This is a genomic window from Cryobacterium sp. AP23, assembly GCF_054075385.1.
Window position 1 is genome coordinate 1,249,710 of record NZ_CM133415.1, and the last position, 19,727, is coordinate 1,269,436.

Below are 19,727 nucleotides of genomic sequence, written 5' to 3' on the forward strand. Positions count from 1 at the left end.
GAAACGTGCTGGAGGGCTGCCGAACTTAGGCTTGACCGGCGGTTTTGGCGCCCGGCCTGTTTTCGCCCGATCAGATTGCGCCGTTCACCGGCTCCGTTGTGCGCCCGAGGGACGGCGCCGGCGGAACGCGGTGGCGAAGCCGACGGTGCCGCAGCCGCACAGGATGACGGTGGCGACGACGAACCCGCCCCTGGCGGACTCCCCCGCGGCGACGGCGTAGCTCTGGCCGGTCGATGCGGTGATGATCAGCAGGACGACGGCCGTGCTCAGCGCCAGGGCGCCGTTGTGCAGGACGCTGCGGAACCCGTTGGCGATCGCCCGGCGGTTGGCCGGGACTCCGACCATGATCGACCGGGTCACGGCGGCCATGTACACGCCCTCACCCAGGCCGCACGCCGCCAGGAACGGTGCGAGCGGCAGGTCGAGTAGCTGGAGGTGCAGCGCTGCCGCCAGGCCGATCGCGCCGAGGGTGAGTACCCCGGCGCCGCAGGCCATCAGTAGCCAGGCGGGCACCCGGGCCCCGAGGGCACCGCCGCCCAACGCCCCCACCAGGATGGCCGCGCCCATCGGCACGATGACCAGCCCGGCCGAGGAAGCGCCGGCCCCTTCGACGATCTGGCGGTAGAGCACGACCAGCACCGCCACCGACCCGAAGGTGAAGGACGTGAAAAAGGACGACAGGTACACCCGGCCGCGCCCATGCTTCAGGAGGGCCAGGTCGAGCAGCGGGGTCGCGACCCTCGCCTCGACGGCCACGAAGGCCAGTGCGCCGCCCACAGCGACCGCGAAGCACACCCAGACCCGCGGGTCGTCGATCCCCCACTCCGAGACCCGGTTCACTCCGATCAGGAGTGCGCACAGTGCCACGATCGAGAGGGCGGCCCCGCCGAAGTCGTATCGTTCCCGGGCTGTCCCTGGATCTGCCTGCGGGCGATGCAGGAAGCGCAGGCTGCCCCACCCGGTGGCCAGCGCGGCGAGCCCGAGCGGCACCGCCGCCACGAAGATCGCCCGCCAGCCGACTCCCTCCACCAGCAGCCCGCCGACCACGGGACCGAGCAGCGTGGCGGCGGCCCCTCCGGTGACGTTGATGCTCAGGGCAAGGGGAAGCGTGCGGGCCGGGAACACGTCGGAGAGCACGGCGGTGGAATTGCTGACCGCGCAGGCGCAGGCCAGCCCCTGGACGGCCCGGAGAATGATCAGGACACCCTCGGTCGGGGCCCAGATGCAGCCGAGACTCGCGAGGGTGAACACGGCAAGCCCGCTCAAGTAGAGCGAGCGCCGGCCGAAGGAGTCGGACAACCGGCCGAACACGAGGATGAAGGCGGTGTTCGCGAGGAGGAAGGCCAGGAGGAACCAGTCCGCCGTGGGGGCCGGCACCGTGAAGTCGCGGGAGATGGCCGGCAGGGCCACGGTCATGGCACTGGCCGTGCCGAACATCAGGAGAGCGGACAGTGTCGTCGTGACGAGTACCCGCACGGCCACTCCGCGGCCGGCACGGAAACTGGCCGGAGCAGGGTCGTCGGCCGGTGCAGGGACGGCACTGCCATCGACGGCATTGCCATCGACGGTGCCCGCGTCGATCACGAGCCGGCGCCGGCTCGCTCCCGGCCCACCGGGATCCTGGCCAGCCAGGGCCCGCCCCGGATGATGGCGAGGACGAGGGCCAGCAGGGCAGAGCCGGCCAGGACGAACAGGCCGCGCTGGAAGCCGGCTTCGACGAGCGGGTTGCTCACGGTGCCGGCGTACGAGCTCAGGCCGGATGCGGCGACGACGAGCAGCGACACCGTGGTGCCGAGGGCCTGGGCGCTGTTGAACAGCATCGAGCGCACGGCGTTCGCGGTCGCCCGCCGGTTGGGCGCCACCCCGGCCATGATCGAGGTCGTGTTCGGGGCGGTGAAGAGGCCGATGCCTGCGCCCACTACCGCCAGCCAGACCATGGTCACCACCGGAGAGTCATCCCGGATGAACACGGCCAGGCCGGTGAGGCCGACGACCAGGGCCAACCCGCCCAGGGCTGACAGTCCGCGGGCGGCGTAGGAGTCGGAGAGCCGGCCCGCGATCGGCGAGGCGACCATCATGGCGATGGCCATGACCATCACCACGATTCCCGCTTCGGCCGGGGTACGGTCGCCGACGATCTGTTCGTGCAGGACCACCAGCACGACGACGCCCGCGCGGGAGAACGAGTTGAAGAACGCGGCACCGTAGGCGCACGCCCTGCCCCAGTCCCGCACCAGGCTGACGTCGACCAGCGGATGCGCCACCCGCGTCTCGACGACGACGAAGGCGGCGAGCAGCACGACGCCACTGCCGATGAAGACGATGACGCCGGGATCGGCGATACCGCCGAACGAGACGCGGTTGACGCCGTAGAGCAGGGCGGCGAGCCCGGCGGCGGACAGGCCGGCCCCGGCATAGTCGAATTTCTCCCTGGCCGCCCCGGCGCGGTGGGTGTCCTTGAGCACGTACGCGCCGAGCACGATGGCGGCGATGCCGAAGGGAACGTTGATGAGGAACACCGACTGCCAGCCGAACGCGGTGATGAGGACACCACCGACGGTCGGGCCGATGGTGTTCGCCACGGCAGCGGCGGTGAGGTTGAGTCCGAGTCCCCTGGCGAGGCGGTTCGGCGGCGACGCATCCGCGATCAGGGCGGCGGTGTTCGTCACCGTCGTGGCCGCCGCGATGCCCTGGAGCACCCGCAGGGCGATCAGGACCCCGGCGTTGGGGGCGAACACCGACAGCACGCTGAGCACGACGAAGGCCGCGAGCCCGGCGAGGTAGATGCGCTTGCGGCCGAGCATGTCGCTGATCCGGCCGAAGACGAGGATGGATGCGGTGTTGGCCAGCATGAACGCGACCAGGAACCAGTCGGCGGTGCTGGCGGCCACGTCGAAATGCGCGGACATCGACGGCAGTCCGACATTGACCGAGCTGCCGTTGATGACGACGAAGGTGATGCCGAGCGTCGTCACCGCCAGGACCCGCCTGGCGTGACGGGCTTCTGCAGCCGGGTCTGATTCCGGGGTGGGGGTGGGGGCTACTCGAAGGGGTGCGACCACGCGGGCTCACGTGCCTTTCCGGGGTGCGCGTTGGTGGCGGTGGTGCGGATGGGGCGGTGCTTCTATTCGACGATCGTGATGTTCCCGAAGTCGATCGCGTTCTCCGACCGGTAGGCGAACCCGGCGATGTCGCTGGTGAACACCTGCGACGGCTGGATCGACGCGATGAAGACCTCCGGCGTCGCCTCGAGGAGGATGGTCTGCGCCTCGATCCACTTCTCGCCGGCCTCATCGCTCAGGGGGTCCGGCAAGGCGAGGGCCTCGTTGACGACGTTCCAGTACTCGACGCTGGCCTCGTCCTCCCAGCGGGACGGGTTGGACGAGTCGTTGCCGGGCTTGAAGAACAGCGTCGACGCGTATGTCGGCGTCTGCACCTGCGCGCGGTTGCGGTAGAGGATCGCCTGGAAGGTGGCCTCCGTGCGGCCCTGCCCGAAGGCCTGGGCGGTCTGCTGGTCGATCGTGACGTCGAATCCGGCGTCCTTGGCGAAGGACTGGATGAGCACGCTCGCGTCGACCAAGTCCTGGTTTGCGCTCGAGACACTCAGCGAGAACGCGAGGCCGTCGGCGAAACCGGCGTCGGCCAGCAGGTCCTTGGCCTTCTCGGGGTCGTAGTCGTAGCTGGGCAGGTCGTCGACGGAGTAGCCGGCGGTGTTGGTGTTGATGTTTCCCGTGGTGCGCACCGCACGATCGCTGTAGATCTGGGTGATGATGTCGTCGTAGGGAATCGCGTAGGCCATCGCCTGCCGCACCAGTTCGTTGTCGAACGGCGCCTTGTTGGTCACCAGGGTGAGGTCGACGTATTCGATCGGGTCGGCCTCGGGCACCACGATGCCGTCGGTGTTGGCGAGCTTCGCCTGGTCGGCGGGCCGCACACCCTCGGCCATGTCGACGTCGCCGGTGGCGACGAGGCTGGCCCGGGTGCCGGCGTCACCGACCACGCGCAGCGTGACGGTCTTCATGGCCGGTTCCCCGAACACGTAGTTGGGGTTGGCGGCGAGGATCATCTCCTGGTCGGGAACCTGGGACTCGACGCTGTACGGGCCCAGGCCCCAACCGGAGTTGGTCTTGGCCCATTCGAGGGCGTACGGGTCGGCGGCGGTGGCGTTCTCCTTCATCAGCGTGCTGTCATAGATGTGGCCCTGGATGTTGGCGAGCAGGCCGAGGAAGGTGACGCCGAAGCCGGGGTTGGTGAGGGTGAAGGCGACGGTGTGGTCGTCGATCTTGGCGAGGCTGGAGGCCGGGTCGGTGAACCCGCCCTGCCAGACCGTCTTGCTGTACAGGGGGCTGGCCCACTTGCGTTCGAACGACCAGAGCACGTCGTCGGCAGTGATGGGGTTGCCGACCTGGCTGAGCAGGTCGTCGCGGAGGGTGAACGTGTAGACCAGGCCGTCCTCGCTCACCTCGTAACCCTCGGCGAGGTAGGGGACGTACTCGTTGAAGTCCTGCACGACGGTGTTCTCGGTCTGGCCGTCGATGTAGGGGTTCCGGACCAGGCCCGCCTGGAGGTTGGCGTTCATCTCGAAGGACTCCAGGGTGGTGCCGCCGCCGCCGACCGCGCCATCCAGGGTGGGGGCCAGGGCCGGAACGGCCACGACAAGGGAATCCTGCGTTTCGGCCGAGGCCGTCGAGGTGTCTTCGCCACCGGAGCAGGCGCTGAGGGCGAGGGTGCTGGCCAGGATGACGGCGCCGACGCGCAGGGCGTTCCGGCGGCGGGGCGGGCTGGCCGAGGCCGTCGATGCGCGACTGGCGCGGGTTGTGCTGATGTTCACAAGATCCTCCGAGGTGTGGGGGTGCGCTGGGGATGCGCTCAGGGGGTGAGGTGATGCGGATGGGTTGGTGCCGGTGGAGAGGGCGATGACTCTGGCAGTGCTGGCCTGCCGTGGGTCACCGGGTGAGGATCGCACCCCGCGTCAGTCGCGTGAGTACGCCTGTCGCCCCGGCCGCGCAGGCGACGGCGAGGCACAGGGCCAGTGCGGGGAACACCGTTGTCCACCAGGTTCCGAGCATGACGTCGGAGACGCCAGCGGAGATCATTGCGCCCCATTCCGGCGTCGGCGGGACGAGCCCGACGCCGAGGAAGCCGAGGGACGCCGACACGATGATCGAGACCCCGAAGATGAGGGAGCTGTTCTCGATCGCCGGCCGGGCCGAGTTGGGCAGCACGTGGCGAAGCATCACCTGCAGCGGCGTCTGCCCGGCCATCCTGGCCGCGTCCAGGTAGGCGTCGCCGCGCACCTTGAGCACTTCCGCCCGGGTCAACCGCACCTGGCCCGGCATCATGATGAACGACAGCGCCAGGCTGAGGCTGAGCACGGAGGGGCCGAACAGGCCGACGACGACGATGCCCACGATGAGCGCGGGGACGGCGTCGCTGAGGTCGACGAGCCGGTTGGTGCCCCGGCCGAGGATGCCGGCGATGCCGGTGCCGGCCTCGTTCATGCCGATGATCAGGCCGATGATGAGGCCGACGGTGGTGGCGAAGACGGTGACGATGAGCGCCATCACGAGGTTGATCCTGGTGGCGGCGACCACCCGGGAGAACACGTCCATTCCGGTGGAATCGGTGCCGAACCAGTGCGCCGCGCTGGGCGCCAGGGTGGACGCGCCCACGACCCGTTCAGGGTCGTACGGCACCAGCAGCGGACCGATGATCGCGATCAGGACGAGCACGGCGAACGGAATGGAGGCGCTGAGCGAGGCCTTGGGCATGTGGATCCTTACTCTCTTGGGTCAACCGTCGACGCGCGCGCCGGGGCGGCGACGCGGGTCGAGCAGCATGTTGAGGATGTCGACCAGGAAATACGCCACGAGGCACAGGCTGGCGATGACGACGAGGAACCCCTGCAGGCCCAGGAAGTCGAGGTTGTCGACCGAGGTGATGGCGAAGGCGCCGATGCCGCCGAATCCGAACAGCTGCTCGAGGACGACGACACCCCCGACCAGTCCGCCGAACAGGGCGCCGATCATCACGACGGCGCTGGCCGAGGCGCGGCGGAGGATGCTGCGGTAGATCGAGGCGCGGGTGGCGCCGGAGGCGATCTTGAACAGCGTCGACGCTGCGGCCGCCTGCTCCTCGACGCCCAGCGCCAGCTGCTTCCAGATGTTCGGCGTGTAGACGAGGACGATGACGACGACGGGCAGGAGATAGTGCCCGACGATGGACCCGAAGACCTCACCGTTGCCGGCGATCACGGCATCCAGCATCGGGAAGCCGGTGACGGTGTCGACGGCGGCGAGGCCCGGCGACGTGCGGCCGATCGGGGCGGGGATGATCCGCAGGATCGTGTAGAAGAGCACCAGGCCGAGGATCGCCAACGCGAAGTCGGGCACGGCGCCGGCGAGCTTGCCGTAGCCGGCCAGGACCTTGTGCACCCGGGCGCTGTTGGAGAGCAGGGTGGCCAGTGCCAGCGCGAATGACAGCAGCACGGCCCCGAGCAGGCCCAGCAGCACCAGCTCGATGGTGGAGGGCAGCCGGGAGGTGATCTCCTCCCAGATCGGCCGGCCGGTGATCTGGGAGGTTCCCAGGTCGAGGCGGATGAGTTGCTGCCAGAATGCGCCGAACTGGTCCAGGATCGAGCCGTCCAGGCCCATGGCCTCGGCCGCGGCGTCGTAGTCGGTCTGGCTGAAGCCGCCGCTGGTGTCCATCCGTGCCAGCACCGGGTCGCCGGGAACGAGGCGCACCAGGAAGAAGGAGATCGTGGCGAACACCGCGATGTGCACCGGCAGTACCAGGCTGCGCAGCATCCACCACCGGTTCCGGGCGATCCAGGCGTCCGCGCGCCCGCGTGACGGGCGGCGGGGTGAGGGAGCGGGAGCCGTTGCGACGGGAGTGGCCAGGGCCTCGTGTCTGGTTGAACTGAAGTCGATCACTGGGCGAGTCCTTTCGGGGTGCCGGGTCGGACGAGGTGGCCGGCGCGCCAGGAGCCGCCGCGGGCCGCCGAGCAGATCACGGCGGTCAGGGTGCAGGCCACGAGGAGCAGCCCGGCGGTGAGGAACCCGCCGATGACCGTCTCCGGCGCGTCGACGGTGCCGCTGTAGCCGTTGATGCCGGCGGTGGTGAGCCACTGGCCGAGGATGAGCAGGACCACGGCGGTCCCCATGGTCTGGGCGCCGTTGTAGAGCACGGAGCGGATGCCGTTGGAGATGCCGCGCTTGTTCGGCGGCAGGCCGCCCATCACCGCCGCGGTGTTCGGTGCGGTGAAGATTCCGTTGCCTGCGCCGATCAGCGCCAGGGCGGGAATCAGCAGGCCGGAGTCGCGGCCGCCGGTGAAGCAGAGCAGCAGGGCGGCATAGCCGAAGAGGGAGATCAGGGCGCCCACCGTTGAGACGCTCCGGGAGCTGAACCAGCGGGTGAGCTGACCGGCGAACGGGGAGGCGATCATGACCGAGGCCGCGGACACCGCGGCGACCAGGCCGGTCTCGGCCGGTGGGACACCGAGCACCAGCTGTTGGTAGAGCACGACGAGCACCAGCACGGATGCCTGCCCGAACGACATCAGGAAGGCGGTCGCGTAGGCCAGCCCGCGGGCCCGGTCCCGGATGAGCGCGAAGTCCACCAGTGGTTCACGGACGCGTTTCTCGACAGCGCCGAACACGGCGAAGGCCACGACGGCCAGGACCAGCAGTCCGAGCGCCCGGGGATCGGCCCAGCCCCAGGCCGAGAGCCGGTTGATGCCGAACATCAGCGCGGCCAGGGCCAGGGTCGACACGACAGCGCCGGCGTAGTCGAACCGGGCCGCGGCTCCGGTTGATGCCCGGGGTGCTTCCTTGCGCAGCACCAGGAGGCCGAGGGCCAGGCCGAGCACCCCGAACGGGATGTTGACGATGAAGAGCGACCGCCAGCCGAAGGCCTCGAGCAGGATCCCGCCGATGGCGGGTCCCAGCATGGAGGCGACGGACGCCATCATGATGTTGATGCTCAACCCGACGCCGAGGAGGCGCTGGGGAAAGGCGTCGGCGATCTGCGCGTTCGCGTTGGTGATGATGGCCGCCGCGGCGATACCCTGCAGGGCGCGGAAGAGGATCAGCGCCGCCGGACCGGCCGCGAAGACGGCGCCGGCGCTCGCCAGGGTCATCAGCAGCAGGCCGCCGAGGTAGAGGCGGCGGCGGCCGACCATGTCGGAGATGCGGCTGAAGACCAGCACCAGCCCGGTGAGGCTGAGCATGAACGAGAGCAGGAACCAGTCCGCCGTTGCCGCCGGCACCCCGAAGTCGGTGGAGATCGACGGCAACGCCACGTTCACGGAGGTGCTGTTGACGAACACGAGCAGGCTGCCGAGGGTGGTGACGGTGAGCACCTTCCACGGGTACGTGCCGGGCACGCCGTCCGCCACGATGGGTTCGGCCGGGTGGCCGACGGGCCGCTCCACGACCCGCTCGCTCACGAGGCGTCCTCGACGGCGAGGAGGTGCCGCGGCCCGCGCAGGTAGGCGTCGAGCAGCGACGCCGTGTACGGGTGCTTCGGGCCGGCGAGGATCTCTTCGGTGGGGCCGAACTCGACGACCTCGCCGAAGCGCATCACCACGAGGTGGCGGGCGATGAAGGCCGTGGCCGGAAGCCCGTGCGAGACGAAGAGGAGCCCGACGGAGTGCTCGGCGCAGTAGCGCTTGATGGTGTTCAGCACCGCGCCCTGCACCGACACGTCCAGCGCCGAGACGACCTCGTCGCAGACCAGGAAGCGCGGTCGGACCACGAGCGCCCTGGCGAGGGAGAACCGCTGCCGCTGCCCGCCGGAGACCTCGTGCGGGTAACGGTCCAGCTGGGCCGCGTCCAGCCGCAGCAGGTCGAGGATCTCGCGGATCTCGGTCTCGGCCGCGGCTCCGCTGATGCCGCGCAGCAGGCGCAGCGGAGTCTCGATGGCGTCCCGGATGGTGCGGCGGGGATCGAAGGAGGAGGACGTGTCCTGCGCCACGTACTGCACGGTGCCGCGGAACTGGCGGGCCGACGGGATCTTCGCGGTGAGGGCCGCGACATCCTTGTCACCCAGCAGCACGCGGCCGGAGGAAGGCTTGTCCAGGCCGACGAGCATCCTGGAGAGGGTGGATTTGCCCGAGCCGGACTCCCCCACGATGCCGACGGCGGAACGGGTGCTGAACGCGATGTCCAGCGGCTTGACCGCGACGAGGGCCGATTCCTTGCGACCGAAGACCTTGCTGACCGCCTCGGTGCGGAGGATCAGTTCCGGGGCGAGGTCGGTGACGTTGGAGGCCTTCATGCCACGACCGCCCGGGCTGCGGGGAACGAGTCCTCGAGGGTGGGCAGGGTGTCGAGCTGGGAGTGGCCGAGCGTGGGCACGCAGGCGGTGAGGGCGGTGGTGTACGGGTGGGTGGCGTCCTCCTCGATCCGGTCGGCACGGCAGATGTCGACGATGTCGCCCTTGTACATCACGATGATCCTGTCCACATAGACACGGCACAGTTCGATGTCGTGGCTGACCACGAGCAGGCTCGCCTTCTCGATCTGTGCCATGTCGTTGAGCAGGTCCATCACGTCGCGGCTCACCGACGCATCCAGCGCCGAGGTCGGTTCGTCGGCGATGAGCAGCCGCGGCTTGCCGCAGAGCGCCAGGGCGAGCATGACCCGTTGGCGCATGCCGCCGGAGAGTTCGTAGGGGCGCAGGCGCAGGATGCGGTCGACGTCGTGCAGTCCGACCTTGCGCAGCCAGTCGCGGGCGAGGTCAGTGGTCTGGCGGCGGCGGATGCTGCCGATCCCCTTGAGCACATCCGCGAACTGGCTGCCGACCGTGGCGACGGGGTCCAGCGAGGTCATCGCGTCCTGGAACACCATCGCCATGCCCGGGGTGCGCTTGGGAACGGTGCGGACGGGGCCACGGCGCACGTTCTCCCCGTCGAAGTGGATGCCGTCCGAATCGATGTGGGCGGAGGGGGTGGTGAGCAGGCCGGCCAGGGCGAGGGCCAGGGTGGTCTTGCCCGACCCGGTCTCGCCGACGATGGCGACCCGTTCGCCCTCGGCGATGGTGAAGCTCGCCCCGGTGACGGCGCGGTGGGCCTTGTCGCCGTGGCCGTAGGTCACACTCAGGTTGTCAACTCTCAGCAGTTCGGGTGCGGTGCCGGTCACGGTGGTCCTCATCCTGGATCGTGTGGTGCTGGTCGGGGTCATCAGAACTCGAGAAGGTTCTCGCGGAAGGTGTCGTGCGCGTATTCGGTGCGCACGAGCCCCCGCCGCTGCAGCGCGGGCACGAGGCCGTCGGTGATCTCGCTGACGTACCGGCGGTTGAGGTCGAAGTTGCTGATCAGGAAGCCGTCGCCACCGACCTCCTGCATGGCCTCGTCCATCTGGGCGGCCACGGTGTCGGGGGTTCCGACGAATTCGACGGCGCCCAGGTTTTGGCGCAGGAACTCCCGCGGGGTCTTGCCGATGGCCTGGGCCAGCATCTGCTGGTGCCCGTTGGTCTTGGCCGTGTCGGGGATGGGCTCGTCGAGGGGGAACTGGGCGAAGTCGATCCCGCTGTGCCGGGAGAGGTGCAGCAGGCCGAGTTCGGGGTGTTCCTCGGCGTGAATGATCTGGCGGGCGCGCTTGGCCCTGGCTTCCTCGTCGGTCTCGCCGAGGACCGGGGAGGCGAGGAAGAGCACCTTGCAGTCGTCCGGGTTCCGTCCCCAACCGATCGCCTGCTGCCGCACGCTGTCGCGGAACGCCTTCATCGCGGGCACGCCGCCGTCGACGCCGGAGATGATGGAGTCGGCCGTGCGCGAGGCGAACTGCTGGCCACGGGCGGAGCCGCCGGCCTGGGTGAACACCGGGTGGCCCTGCGGCGACCTGGAGCCGTTCAGGGGTCCGCGGGACTTGAAGAACTGACCCTCGAAGTCGACGGTGTGCACCTTCTCGTAGTCGGCCCAGATCTCGTTCGCCTCGTCCATGACCACGGCGTCGGCATCCCAGGAGTCCCAGAGCCGGCAGGCCAGGTCGAAGAATTCGTCGGCCATGTCGTACCGCAGGTCGTGTTCGACGAGCTGGTCGTGGCCGTAGTTCTGTGCCGCACGGTGGCTCGAGGAGGTGACGATGTTCCACCCGGTGCGTCCCTTCGACATGTGGTCGAGGGCGTTGATCTTGCGGGCCAGCATGTAGGGGTGGTACTCGGTGATGGACAGTGTCGGCACGATGCCGATGCGCTCGGTCAGGTGGGCCATGATCGGGGCGAGCACGCTCGGATCGAGCTTGGGCGTGGCCGTGGCGCTGGCCAGGTACGCCTTGGAGTTCCCGCCGTAGGCATCCGGCACGTAGGACGAGTCCTCGATGATGATGTAGTCGAAGCAGGCTCGTTCCAGCGCCTGGGCGGTGTCGATCCAGAGCTTCGGATCGGTCCAGTCCTGGCCGCCCCGGCCCGACCAGGTCTTGCCCCAGGACTTCACGCCGAAGCCTCCGGCGCCGAACCAGGCCAGGTGAAAGGGTTGTGCGCTCATCGTCAGAACGCCATCAGGTTGTCGCGGAAGTTGTCGTGCTCGTAGGCGGTGCGGGTGAGCCCGCGGCGCTGCAGCTCCGGCACGAGGCCGTCGCAGATCTCCAGGCTGTAGCGGCGGGAGAAGTAGCTGTTGGCGATGAGGAACCCGTCGCCGCCCACCTCCTGCATGACCTCGTCCATGTACCCGGCGACGTCGTCGGCGGTGCCGACATAGTTCTCGTTGCCGCCGGAGAGATGGTTCGTGCGGATCACGTCGTTCAGCACCTTGCCGACCAGGCCCGCCACCATCGACTGGTGGCCGTTGCTGGTCAGTTCCGGCAGTGGCTGGTCGAGGGCGAACTGCGCGAAGTCGATGCCGCTCAGGCGGGACAGCGAGGCGAGCTGGTACTGGATTTCGTTGTCGTCGAATTCCTTCGCCGCCTGCGAGCGTTCCAGTGCCGTGGACCGGCTCTCGTCGACGATGGGTGAGACCAGGAAGAGCAGCTTGATCGAGTTGGGGTCACGCCCGGCCGCCGTGGCGAGGGTGCGGATCTCGTCGCGGTACGCCTTCATCTTCTCCGGCGTGCCGGCACTGGCGATGATCGTCTCCGCCCACTGCGCGGCGAAGGCCTTTCCGCGGTCGGAACCGCCGGCCTGGCAGATCACCGGGGAGCCCTGGGGCGAGCGCGGTGAGCTCAACGGCCCGCGGGAGCGGAAGTACGTGCCCTCGTGGTTGATCGGGTGCACCTTCGAGCCGTCCGCGAAGATGCCCTTCTCCAGGTCGAGGACGAGCGCGTCCTCCTCCCAGGAGTTCCACAATCCCTGGGTCACGGTGAGGAACTCGTCGGCCATGTCGTAGCGTTCGTCGTGCGGGTACTGCTTGTCCCTGCCGTAGTTCTGCGCTCCCCCGTCGTTGGAACCGGTGACGACGTTCCAGCCGATGCGCCCGTCGGACACGTGGTCAAGGGCGTTCATCTTGCGGGCCAGCATGAACGGGTGGTACTCGGTGGTCGAGCAGGTGATCACGACACCGAGCTTGCTCGTGGCCGCCGTCAGGAAGGGGGCGAGCACCATCGGGTCCAGCTTGGGAGTGTCGACGGAGTGCCGCAGGTAGGCGTCGTGCGAGCCCTGGTAGGTGTAGGGCACGTTGGACGAGTCCTCGACCATGATGTAGTCGAAACCGGCGCGCTCCATGGACCGGGCCAGGTCGACGGCCATGTCGGGCTTGGTGAATCGGGACACGGCCGAGCCGGCCCAGGGGTGCTTCCAGGCCTTTGGACCGAAGCCCTTGGAATAGAACCAGCCGAGATGGAAGGGGTTTGCCGTCATTTCTCACTCCGGGACACTCATCGAAACATTGGAAAACCGAACACGATTCACGGTACGGAGAGCATGTTTCCGGCTCTGTGTCTCAGGGTGAAGAAAGCATTACGCCGCTCGGTATCAAAATAAAACAGCCGGTCAAACGCCAGAAAACAGCCGAATTGACGCTCGGATGGCCGTGTTACGCCGGTTGCGGCGCCCGGGATCCGCGAAAAAGGCCCGCACTTTCGTGCGGGCCTCGCCATCGTTCGTCTCAGGCGTCCTGGTGCGCCAGGCCGAAGCGTTCGGCGAGCGTGCTGCTCTCGTATTCGGTGCGGAAAAGTCCCCGCCGTTGCAGTTCCGGAACCACGAGCTCCACGAAGTCCTCGATCGATTTCGGCAGGATCGGGGCGACAATAGCGAAACCGTCGCAGGTGCCGGCCTCGAACCATTCCTGCATCACATCGGCGATGTGTCCGGGGGTTCCGGTGGCGACGAACTGCATGTTCGCGAGGCCGCCGATGTAGGACCGGAACGCGATCTCGGCGATCGACAACGACTCTTCCCGCGCCATCCGGGTGAACAGCGTGGCCTGGCTGACGCTGGCCGACGTCACCGTCGGCAGCCGGTCGAACGGCAACGGCTCCCCCGGGTCGTGTTGGGTGAGGTCGTACTCGAGCAGGCCGCTCAGGTGCGCGATGACGTCCGCGCCTTCGGCATGGTTGTCGTCGAGGGTGCTGTGCAGCTGGTGGGCTTCCGCATCGGTCGCCCCGACGAACGGCATGATGCCCAGCAGGATCTTGATGCTGTCCGGGTCGCGGCCGTAGGCCGCTGCCCGCCTACGGATGTCCTGGTAGTACTCCTGCGCGCGCTCCAGCGTGGATCCGCCGGCGTAGATCGCATCCGCCCAGCGTGCGGCGAGGTCACGGCCTTCGTCGGAGGATCCGGCCTGCACGATGGCCGGCCGGCCCGCCGGGGGGCGGTAGACGTCGAGTGGTCCGCTCACCTCGAAGTGGGTGCCGGCATGCCGGGTCGGGGTGCCGGGGGCGTCGGGTGTCGGCGCTCCCGCCCACAGGCCGGTGACCACGTCCAGGAACTCGTTCGAGCGTTCGTACCGCTCGGCGTGCGGCAACTGCACGGCGTGGTTGAAGTTCTGGGCGGTGGCGTCGCCCGAGGACGCGACGTAGTTGACCCCGAGCCGACCATTGAGGATGTGGTCGGTCGACGCGGCCCGGCGGGCCACGTCGTACGGCTCGTTGTAGCTGGTGGAGATGGTGACGATGATGCCGATCGAGCTGGTCTCGGCTGCAATGGCGGTGGCCATCTCGAACGGGTCCAGCCGCGTGGCGCTCACCGTGCGTCCCGGCACGTGCACGGGGGTGTCGGCGATGAAGACAAGGTCGAACAGCCCGGCCTCTGCGACCCGGCTGGCGTGCAGGTACACATCGGTGTTGGGGATCTGGCGGACGTCGCTGATCTCGTGGCGCCATCCGCCGGAGTGCCGGCCGTACTCGCTCAGGTTGACGCTCAGGTGCATCGTGCGGGTCATGCTGCCCTCTCCTCCGGGACGTGGTGGCCGGTGAGGCCGAGGCTGCGGGCGAGGGTCGCCGGTGCGCCCCGGCTCCCGGACGGCTCGATCAGCTGCGCGGCCGCCTCGGCGAGCCAGTGCGACCAGGCGTCCGACCCGTCACCGGCCACGTCGACTCCGTCCACGCCGAGCGTGTCGACGAGGTCACCCGCCAGCGCCGCGAAGGCCGCCGGGTCGGTGACCGCCGGGTCGCTGACCGCGGAGCCGGCCGGCAGGCGCACGAGCAACCGCACGGCGTCGGTGCGGCCGGCGCGGTCAAGGGCATCCCGCACGGCGCTGACAAGGTCGGCGCTGACAAGGTCGGCGGTGACGAGGTCCGCGGTGCCGTCCACCGTGATCACATCGGCGACCGCGGCGGCATACTCGACGTCCCCGGCTCGGGCGACGGTGACGAAAAGGGACGGGCGGCCCTGCGGGGAGCGGGGAACGTCCAGGGGGCCGCGCACGAGGAACGCGGGGCTGTCGTGGTTGATCGCGTGGATCCTGGAGTCATCCTTGAAGTCGCCGGTCACCTTGTCGGGTCGGGCGGCGCCGTCTTCCCAACTGTCCCAGAGCGCGAGCGCTATCTTGACGAATTCGCTCGCCCGGTCGGCTTCGACGCCGGGGTGGCCCGGGGTGCGCCAGTCGTACGCCGAGATCTCGTGCTCGAGCGTTGCCGGGCGGATCAGCCAGCCGGCCCGGCCGGCCGTGAGGTGGTCGAGTGTGGCCAGCCTTCGGGCCAAGTGGTACGGAAAGCCGTAGAGGGCGCTGTTCGCGGGCACCAGCCCGATCTGCCTGGTGCGGCGGGCCAGGTAGCCGGCAAGGGTGGTCGCCTCGAACGCGCCTGCTCGGCCACCTTCGTCGAGCAGCAGCGCCGTCATGCCGGCGTCATCGAAACGGCGCGCGGCCCCCTCGACGGCGCTGAGACCAACGCCGGAATTGATGGAGATTGTCGCGGTAACGATCACTGGGGGCATCCGTTCTGGGCCGGGGTCACACCGGGCTGGCGCCGTGCGGTGACCGTGCCGGCAACGCTACGAAGCCGATGTTTCTTCACCGATACTCCGTGATGACGCCCCCATTACGCCGCTCAGGCAGCCCCCGAACCGCGGGAAACCGGGCCTGATAGCGGGGCTCGTGCCGGCAGGAGCGCCGTGTTACGCCGGTGGTGGACCTGGTGGAAACGCAGAATTTACACGTTGCTCGCTCGGTGGTAATGGGCGGTGACGCACACTGAATCAAGCCGCCGTGTCCTACGGGTGCCACTGACCGACCAGTCCATACGCCACACGCGGCGGGGAGACCCGCCGTTCACCAGGGAGTCACAGCATGGACAACCAACTCGACCGCGAGCGCGCCTTCAAGGAAATGACCCGCGCCCGCGCCCCGGAGAGTGACGATATCCGGCAGCGATCACCGTTGCGGCTGCACGCCCAGATCCGGTCCGGAATCCGTCGGGGCGTCGTGGGAGCCAGCGACCGGCTGGACGAGGACTCCATGGTGCGCACCTACTCCACCAGCCGTAATGCCGTGCGCGCGGCCCTCGCGCTGCTGGCGGAGGAAGGCATAGTGTCGCGCGAGCGCCGGCACGGCACCATCGTGATGGACTCGATCGAGGACATCCAGATCGGCTCGGGCAACGGGTGGAACACCGACGAGACGTTCCGTCACGCGATGACGAACCTGGGCAGTTCCACGATTCCGACCACTCCCCTGATCGCCGGGTTGCTGCACACGTCGGAAGACACCGTCAAAGTGACCCAGTTCGTCGATTTCCGGGACGGGGTGCCGTTCCTCATCTACATCAACTACTCCACGATGTCCGGCGGTGACCGTCAGTACACCTCGGAGTGCCCGTCGGAGTCGTTCGAGGTGCTCTTCGAGCGGGCGTACAAGTCGAAGCTGGCCAGGATCGACTGCAGCGTGCAGGCGGTGTCATCGGACGAGCGCACCGCGCGCCTGTTGAACGTCGCCCCTGGCACCGCCCTGATGCTCAAGGAACGCCTGCTGGTGGACGCCACCGGGACGCCGCGGGAGTTCAGCCACACCTACTACATCGCCAGCCGGGTCGCGCTCACGACCACCACCTGGACGGCAGGGCACGGCCCCGCTGCCGATACTGGGGCGGCGTAACCGACGGCAGCCGACCGGCCCGCTCAGTCGGCCGGCTGCCACGCCACGACGTGCTGCGCCTGGGCGCCGAGTCCGTCGATGCCCATCCGGATGGTGTCGCCCGCGGCCAGGTACGGGAACCGGCCGGACATGGCGACGCCCTCCGGGGTGCCGGTGTTCAGGAGGTCACCGGGTTCGAGCACCGTGAACTGCGACAGGTGCCAGACCAGGTAGGCCACCGAGAACACCATGTCCGCGGTGGACGAGTCCTGGCGCTTGTCCCCATTCACTGTCGACCAGATCCGCAGCGCCTGGGGATCGACCTCGTCGGCGGGCACGAGGCCGGGCCCGAGCGGGTTGAAGCCCGGCGCGATCTTGCCCTTGGACCACTGCCCGCCGGAGATGTCCTTCTGCCACACGCGCTCGGAGACATCGTGGCTGACCACGTACCCGGCGACGTGCGCGAGGGCGTCGTCCACCGAGTCCAGGTAGCTCGCCCGCGTTCCGATGACGACTCCCAGCTCGGCCTCCCAGTCGACCTGCTGCGATCCCTTCGGCAGCACCAGGTCGTCGAACCCGCCGACGACGGTGTTCGGGTGCTTTAAGAACACGATCGGGGTGGTGGGTGCGGCGTTGCCGGACTCCGCCGCGTGGGCAGCGTAGTTCTGGCCGATGCAGAGCACAGCGGCCGGGCGTGCGATCGGCGCACCCACCCGCAGGTCAGCGGCGTGCGGGAGCACGGGCAGCGCACCGGAGCGGGCGGCGTCCCGCGCCCGACGGATGCCGTCTGCGGCGAGGAAGGCGCCGTCGATGTCGGTCGTCAACGGGGAGAGGTCGTAGACCACCCCGTCGACCTCGATGGCGGGCGTTTCGGAACCGAGCGGGCCGAGCCGGAGGAGCGTCGTCATGTATCGACCGTACACAACCCGGCTCGCCGCACCGCGCGGGATCCGGCGCCGGGCGCAGAAAAAGCACAAGACGGGCAGGGGATTCCCTGCCCGTCTTGTGCCTGTGAAGGGTGTTGCCTACTTGGCGGTAACCGTGAGGAGCGGGCTGCCGACCGACACCTGGCCGGATGCGGCCTGGTCGATGGAGCCGAACTTCTTCGGGTTGGTCACCAGGACCGGGGTGACCAGCGAGTAGCCGGCTTCCTCGATCACGGCGCGGTCGAAGGTCACCAGCGGGGTACCCGCCTCGACCTTGTCGCCGGCCTTGACCTTGACGTCGAAGCCCTTGCCGGCCAGGTTCACGGTGTCGATGCCCACGTGGATGAGCATCTCGATGCCGCCCTCCAGCATGAGTCCGAAGGCGTGCCCGGTCGGCTGTGCGACGAGGACCTTGCCGGCGGCGGGAGCGTAGACGGTGTCCCCGGTCGGGTCCACTCCGACGCCGAGTCCGACGATTCCCTTGCTGAACACGGGGTCGGGTACCTCGTCGAGCGGCACGACGATGCCGGCAACCGGCGAACCGATGGTGGCGAGGACCGTGGCGACCATGGTCGCGGTTCCGCCGGCGGCGGGTGCGGCGGCGGCAGCCGTGGCGGTCGAGGCGGCAACGGGTGCAGCTACGGTCGCGACGGAGGCGTTCTTGGCTTCCATCTCCTGGTCGGCGGCGAGCTGGGCGGCCGCTTCGGCCTTCTGCTCGGGCGACAGGTAACCGGAGAGGATCACGAGGATCATCGCGGTGAAGAAGGATGCGGCAACGGCGACCGCGTACAGCGGGATGTTGTTGAACGCGGGGATGGTGAGCAGCGACGTGAACACGAACGCGTTGGTCGTGACGCCACCGCCGATACCGATGATGACACCACCGACGAGGCAACCGACCAGCATGCGCGGGTAGATGCGCTTGAACCGCAGGTGGATGCCGTACAGCGACGGCTCGGAGATACCACCGAGGAGTCCGGCGGCGAGTGCACCGGTCGCGGTCTGCTTCATCTGGCTGTTCTTGGCGCGGATGGCGAGGAAGAGAACGCCGGCGGTCGCACCGAAGCAGGCGAAGTTCCAGGCGCCCATCGGGCCCTGGATGAAGTCATAGCCGAGGGACTGGATGTTCAGCAGCATCACGGCGTTCAGCGGCCAGTGCAGGCCAAGGGGAACCATGAACGGGTAGGCCAACGGGATGACGATCGCGAAGATGAGCGGTGAGAAGTCGTTGATGGACTTGAGGAACTCGCCGATGGCCGCTCCGCCGAAGACGCCGATCGGGCCGATGAGGAAGGCCGTCACGGGGATCATGACGAGCATGCTGAGGAACGGTACGAAGATCAGCTGGACGCTGGCCGGGATGATCTTCTTCAGGCCCTTGGTGAGCAGGCCGAGAGCGGCCGCCATGAGCAGCGGCGGGAAGACCTGCGAGCTGTAGTCGGTGACGGTCAGCGGCAGGCCGAAGATCGAGACGATGGCGGCCTTGCCGTCGAAGACAGTCTGGGCGCCGTCGGTGGCGGCCAGGGCGGAGAAGCCCGGCAGCATGACGACGGCCATGATGCCGAAGCCGACCCACGGGTCGGCGCCGAGGCGCTTGGAAGCGTTATAGGCCACCATGAGCGGCAGGAAGACGAAGACGCCCTGCCACATCAGGTTGATGAAGGCCCAACCCGGTTCAAGGGTGACACCCGGCGCGTTCCACGCGGGGATGACGCCGAGGGTGGCCATCAGGGCCATGAAGGTGATGAAGAGCGAGGCGCCCAGCAGCGCGCCCAGGATCGGGCGGAAGGAGTCGGAGAGGACCTCGAAGAAGGTGTCGAGCGCGGCGAACTTGCCACGGGGACCCTTGGCGCGTTCCTTGGCCTTGATGTCGTCGGCGGACTCGCCGGAGCCGACGTTCTTCATCGACGGAAGCGCGAGGATCTCGTTGTACACGGTCTCGACGGCGCCGCCGATGACGACCTGGAACCGGTCGCCGCTCTGGGGAACCGCACCGAGGACGGCAGGGATCGCCTCAACGACGGCCTGGTCGATGACGGATGCGTCCTTGAGCGTGAACCGCAAGCGGGTCGCACAGTGGGTGAGGGCAACGACGTTGCCGGCACCACCGATGCTCTGAATAATGTCTCCAGCGGGTGTTGACGCCACCTGGGTCTCCTTCGGGTGTTGATGCCAAGCGATGGGTTGCCGCCTGGAACAGCTCAACGCGGACCAGATTGGTCGGCTGAGAATCGTCTGTTAAGTTTTACAGACCGGTTGTAATTTACATGTTTGTAGCAGAAATGGCTCGGGCCATAGGTCCCACCGGCCGGTGTTCACCTGCGTTCCCGCAGGTCAACCCGTAAAAAAATGAGGTTTCA

At 68.5% G+C, this 19,727-nt stretch carries 15 protein-coding genes; 1 reads left to right on the forward strand and 14 read right to left on the reverse strand.

From position 1 onward, the window contains the following. Positions 1 to 84: 84 nt before the first annotated feature. The 12 genes from ACU5E9_RS05935 to ACU5E9_RS05990 all read right to left on the reverse strand — a co-directional run bounded on the left by ACU5E9_RS05935 (position 85) and on the right by ACU5E9_RS05990 (position 15,297). On the reverse strand, positions 85 to 1,584 hold the full coding sequence (locus ACU5E9_RS05935) for an MFS transporter (RefSeq protein WP_456812693.1): 1,500 nt from the start codon (positions 1,582 to 1,584) through the stop codon (positions 85 to 87). After that, a complete protein-coding gene (locus tag ACU5E9_RS05940; protein ID WP_456812694.1) occupies positions 1,581 to 3,062 on the reverse strand; it encodes an MFS transporter in 1,482 nt (493 codons plus the stop codon). Before ACU5E9_RS05940 ends, ACU5E9_RS05935 begins: the two co-directional genes overlap by 4 nt. Positions 3,063 to 3,124: 62 nt before the next feature. Beyond that, entirely contained in the window at positions 3,125 to 4,831 is a 1,707-nt protein-coding gene (locus ACU5E9_RS05945; protein ID WP_456812695.1) for an ABC transporter substrate-binding protein, read from the reverse strand. Positions 4,832 to 4,946: 115 nt separating this feature from the next. Beyond that, positions 4,947 to 5,771, reverse strand: coding sequence for an ABC transporter permease (locus ACU5E9_RS05950; protein ID WP_456812696.1), 825 nt, complete (start codon positions 5,769 to 5,771; stop codon positions 4,947 to 4,949). A 21-nt stretch (positions 5,772 to 5,792) separates the two neighbouring features. After that, the gene (locus ACU5E9_RS05955) at positions 5,793 to 6,932 is read right to left on the reverse strand and encodes an ABC transporter permease subunit (RefSeq protein WP_456812697.1); all 1,140 of its coding nucleotides are present in this window, start codon (positions 6,930 to 6,932) and stop codon (positions 5,793 to 5,795) included. Next, the gene (locus ACU5E9_RS05960) at positions 6,929 to 8,446 is read right to left on the reverse strand and encodes an MFS transporter (protein WP_456812698.1); all 1,518 of its coding nucleotides are present in this window, start codon (positions 8,444 to 8,446) and stop codon (positions 6,929 to 6,931) included. The genes ACU5E9_RS05955 and ACU5E9_RS05960 overlap by 4 nt, the downstream gene beginning before the upstream one ends. Then, the gene (locus ACU5E9_RS05965) at positions 8,443 to 9,276 is read right to left on the reverse strand and encodes an ABC transporter ATP-binding protein (RefSeq protein WP_456812699.1); all 834 of its coding nucleotides are present in this window, start codon (positions 9,274 to 9,276) and stop codon (positions 8,443 to 8,445) included. The genes ACU5E9_RS05960 and ACU5E9_RS05965 overlap by 4 nt, the downstream gene beginning before the upstream one ends. After that, on the reverse strand, positions 9,273 to 10,151 hold the full coding sequence (locus ACU5E9_RS05970) for an ATP-binding cassette domain-containing protein (protein ID WP_456812700.1): 879 nt from the start codon (positions 10,149 to 10,151) through the stop codon (positions 9,273 to 9,275). Before ACU5E9_RS05970 ends, ACU5E9_RS05965 begins: the two co-directional genes overlap by 4 nt. 29 nt (positions 10,152 to 10,180) lie before the next feature. Next, positions 10,181 to 11,482, reverse strand: coding sequence for an NtaA/DmoA family FMN-dependent monooxygenase (locus tag ACU5E9_RS05975; RefSeq protein ID WP_456812701.1), 1,302 nt, complete (start codon positions 11,480 to 11,482; stop codon positions 10,181 to 10,183). A 2-nt stretch (positions 11,483 to 11,484) separates the two neighbouring features. Continuing rightward, on the reverse strand, positions 11,485 to 12,789 hold the full coding sequence (locus ACU5E9_RS05980) for an NtaA/DmoA family FMN-dependent monooxygenase (protein ID WP_456812702.1): 1,305 nt from the start codon (positions 12,787 to 12,789) through the stop codon (positions 11,485 to 11,487). Positions 12,790 to 13,036: 247 nt separating this feature from the next. After that, entirely contained in the window at positions 13,037 to 14,311 is a 1,275-nt protein-coding gene (locus tag ACU5E9_RS05985; protein WP_456812703.1) for an NtaA/DmoA family FMN-dependent monooxygenase, read from the reverse strand. Further along, entirely contained in the window at positions 14,308 to 15,297 is a 990-nt protein-coding gene (locus tag ACU5E9_RS05990; protein ID WP_456812704.1) for an LLM class flavin-dependent oxidoreductase, read from the reverse strand. The genes ACU5E9_RS05985 and ACU5E9_RS05990 overlap by 4 nt, the downstream gene beginning before the upstream one ends. 361 nt (positions 15,298 to 15,658) lie before the next feature. Here ACU5E9_RS05990 and ACU5E9_RS05995 point away from each other — a divergent pair, with 361 nt between their 5' ends. After that, positions 15,659 to 16,462: a GntR family transcriptional regulator gene (locus ACU5E9_RS05995; RefSeq protein WP_456812705.1), complete on the forward strand. Its 804-nt coding sequence runs from the start codon at positions 15,659 to 15,661 to the stop codon at positions 16,460 to 16,462. A 23-nt stretch (positions 16,463 to 16,485) separates the two neighbouring features. On the opposite strand, the gene ACU5E9_RS06000 is transcribed toward ACU5E9_RS05995, so the two are convergent. Next, on the reverse strand, positions 16,486 to 17,349 hold the full coding sequence (locus ACU5E9_RS06000) for a fumarylacetoacetate hydrolase family protein (RefSeq protein ID WP_456812706.1): 864 nt from the start codon (positions 17,347 to 17,349) through the stop codon (positions 16,486 to 16,488). Between the two features lie 117 nt (positions 17,350 to 17,466). Next, complete coding sequence (locus ACU5E9_RS06005) at positions 17,467 to 19,515, reverse strand: glucose PTS transporter subunit IIA (RefSeq protein ID WP_456812707.1); 2,049 nt, start codon at positions 19,513 to 19,515, stop codon at positions 17,467 to 17,469. Positions 19,516 to 19,727: the final 212 nt, after the last annotated feature.

What these genes read in the sequence shown, in the direction of transcription:
- ACU5E9_RS05965 (WP_456812699.1), bottom strand. Translation starts at nt 9,276, where the DNA reads ATGAAGGCCTCCAACGTCACCGACCTCGCCCCGGAACTGATCCTCCGC.
- ACU5E9_RS05985 (WP_456812703.1), bottom strand. Translation starts at nt 14,311, where the DNA reads ATGACCCGCACGATGCACCTGAGCGTCAACCTGAGCGAGTACGGCCGG.
- ACU5E9_RS05950 (WP_456812696.1), bottom strand. Translation starts at nt 5,771, where the DNA reads ATGCCCAAGGCCTCGCTCAGCGCCTCCATTCCGTTCGCCGTGCTCGTC.
- ACU5E9_RS05980 (WP_456812702.1), bottom strand. Translation starts at nt 12,789, where the DNA reads ATGACGGCAAACCCCTTCCATCTCGGCTGGTTCTATTCCAAGGGCTTC.
- ACU5E9_RS06000 (WP_456812706.1), bottom strand. Translation starts at nt 17,349, where the DNA reads ATGACGACGCTCCTCCGGCTCGGCCCGCTCGGTTCCGAAACGCCCGCC.
- ACU5E9_RS05995 (WP_456812705.1), top strand. Translation starts at nt 15,659, where the DNA reads ATGGACAACCAACTCGACCGCGAGCGCGCCTTCAAGGAAATGACCCGC.
- ACU5E9_RS05970 (WP_456812700.1), bottom strand. Translation starts at nt 10,151, where the DNA reads ATGAGGACCACCGTGACCGGCACCGCACCCGAACTGCTGAGAGTTGAC.
- ACU5E9_RS05975 (WP_456812701.1), bottom strand. Translation starts at nt 11,482, where the DNA reads ATGAGCGCACAACCCTTTCACCTGGCCTGGTTCGGCGCCGGAGGCTTC.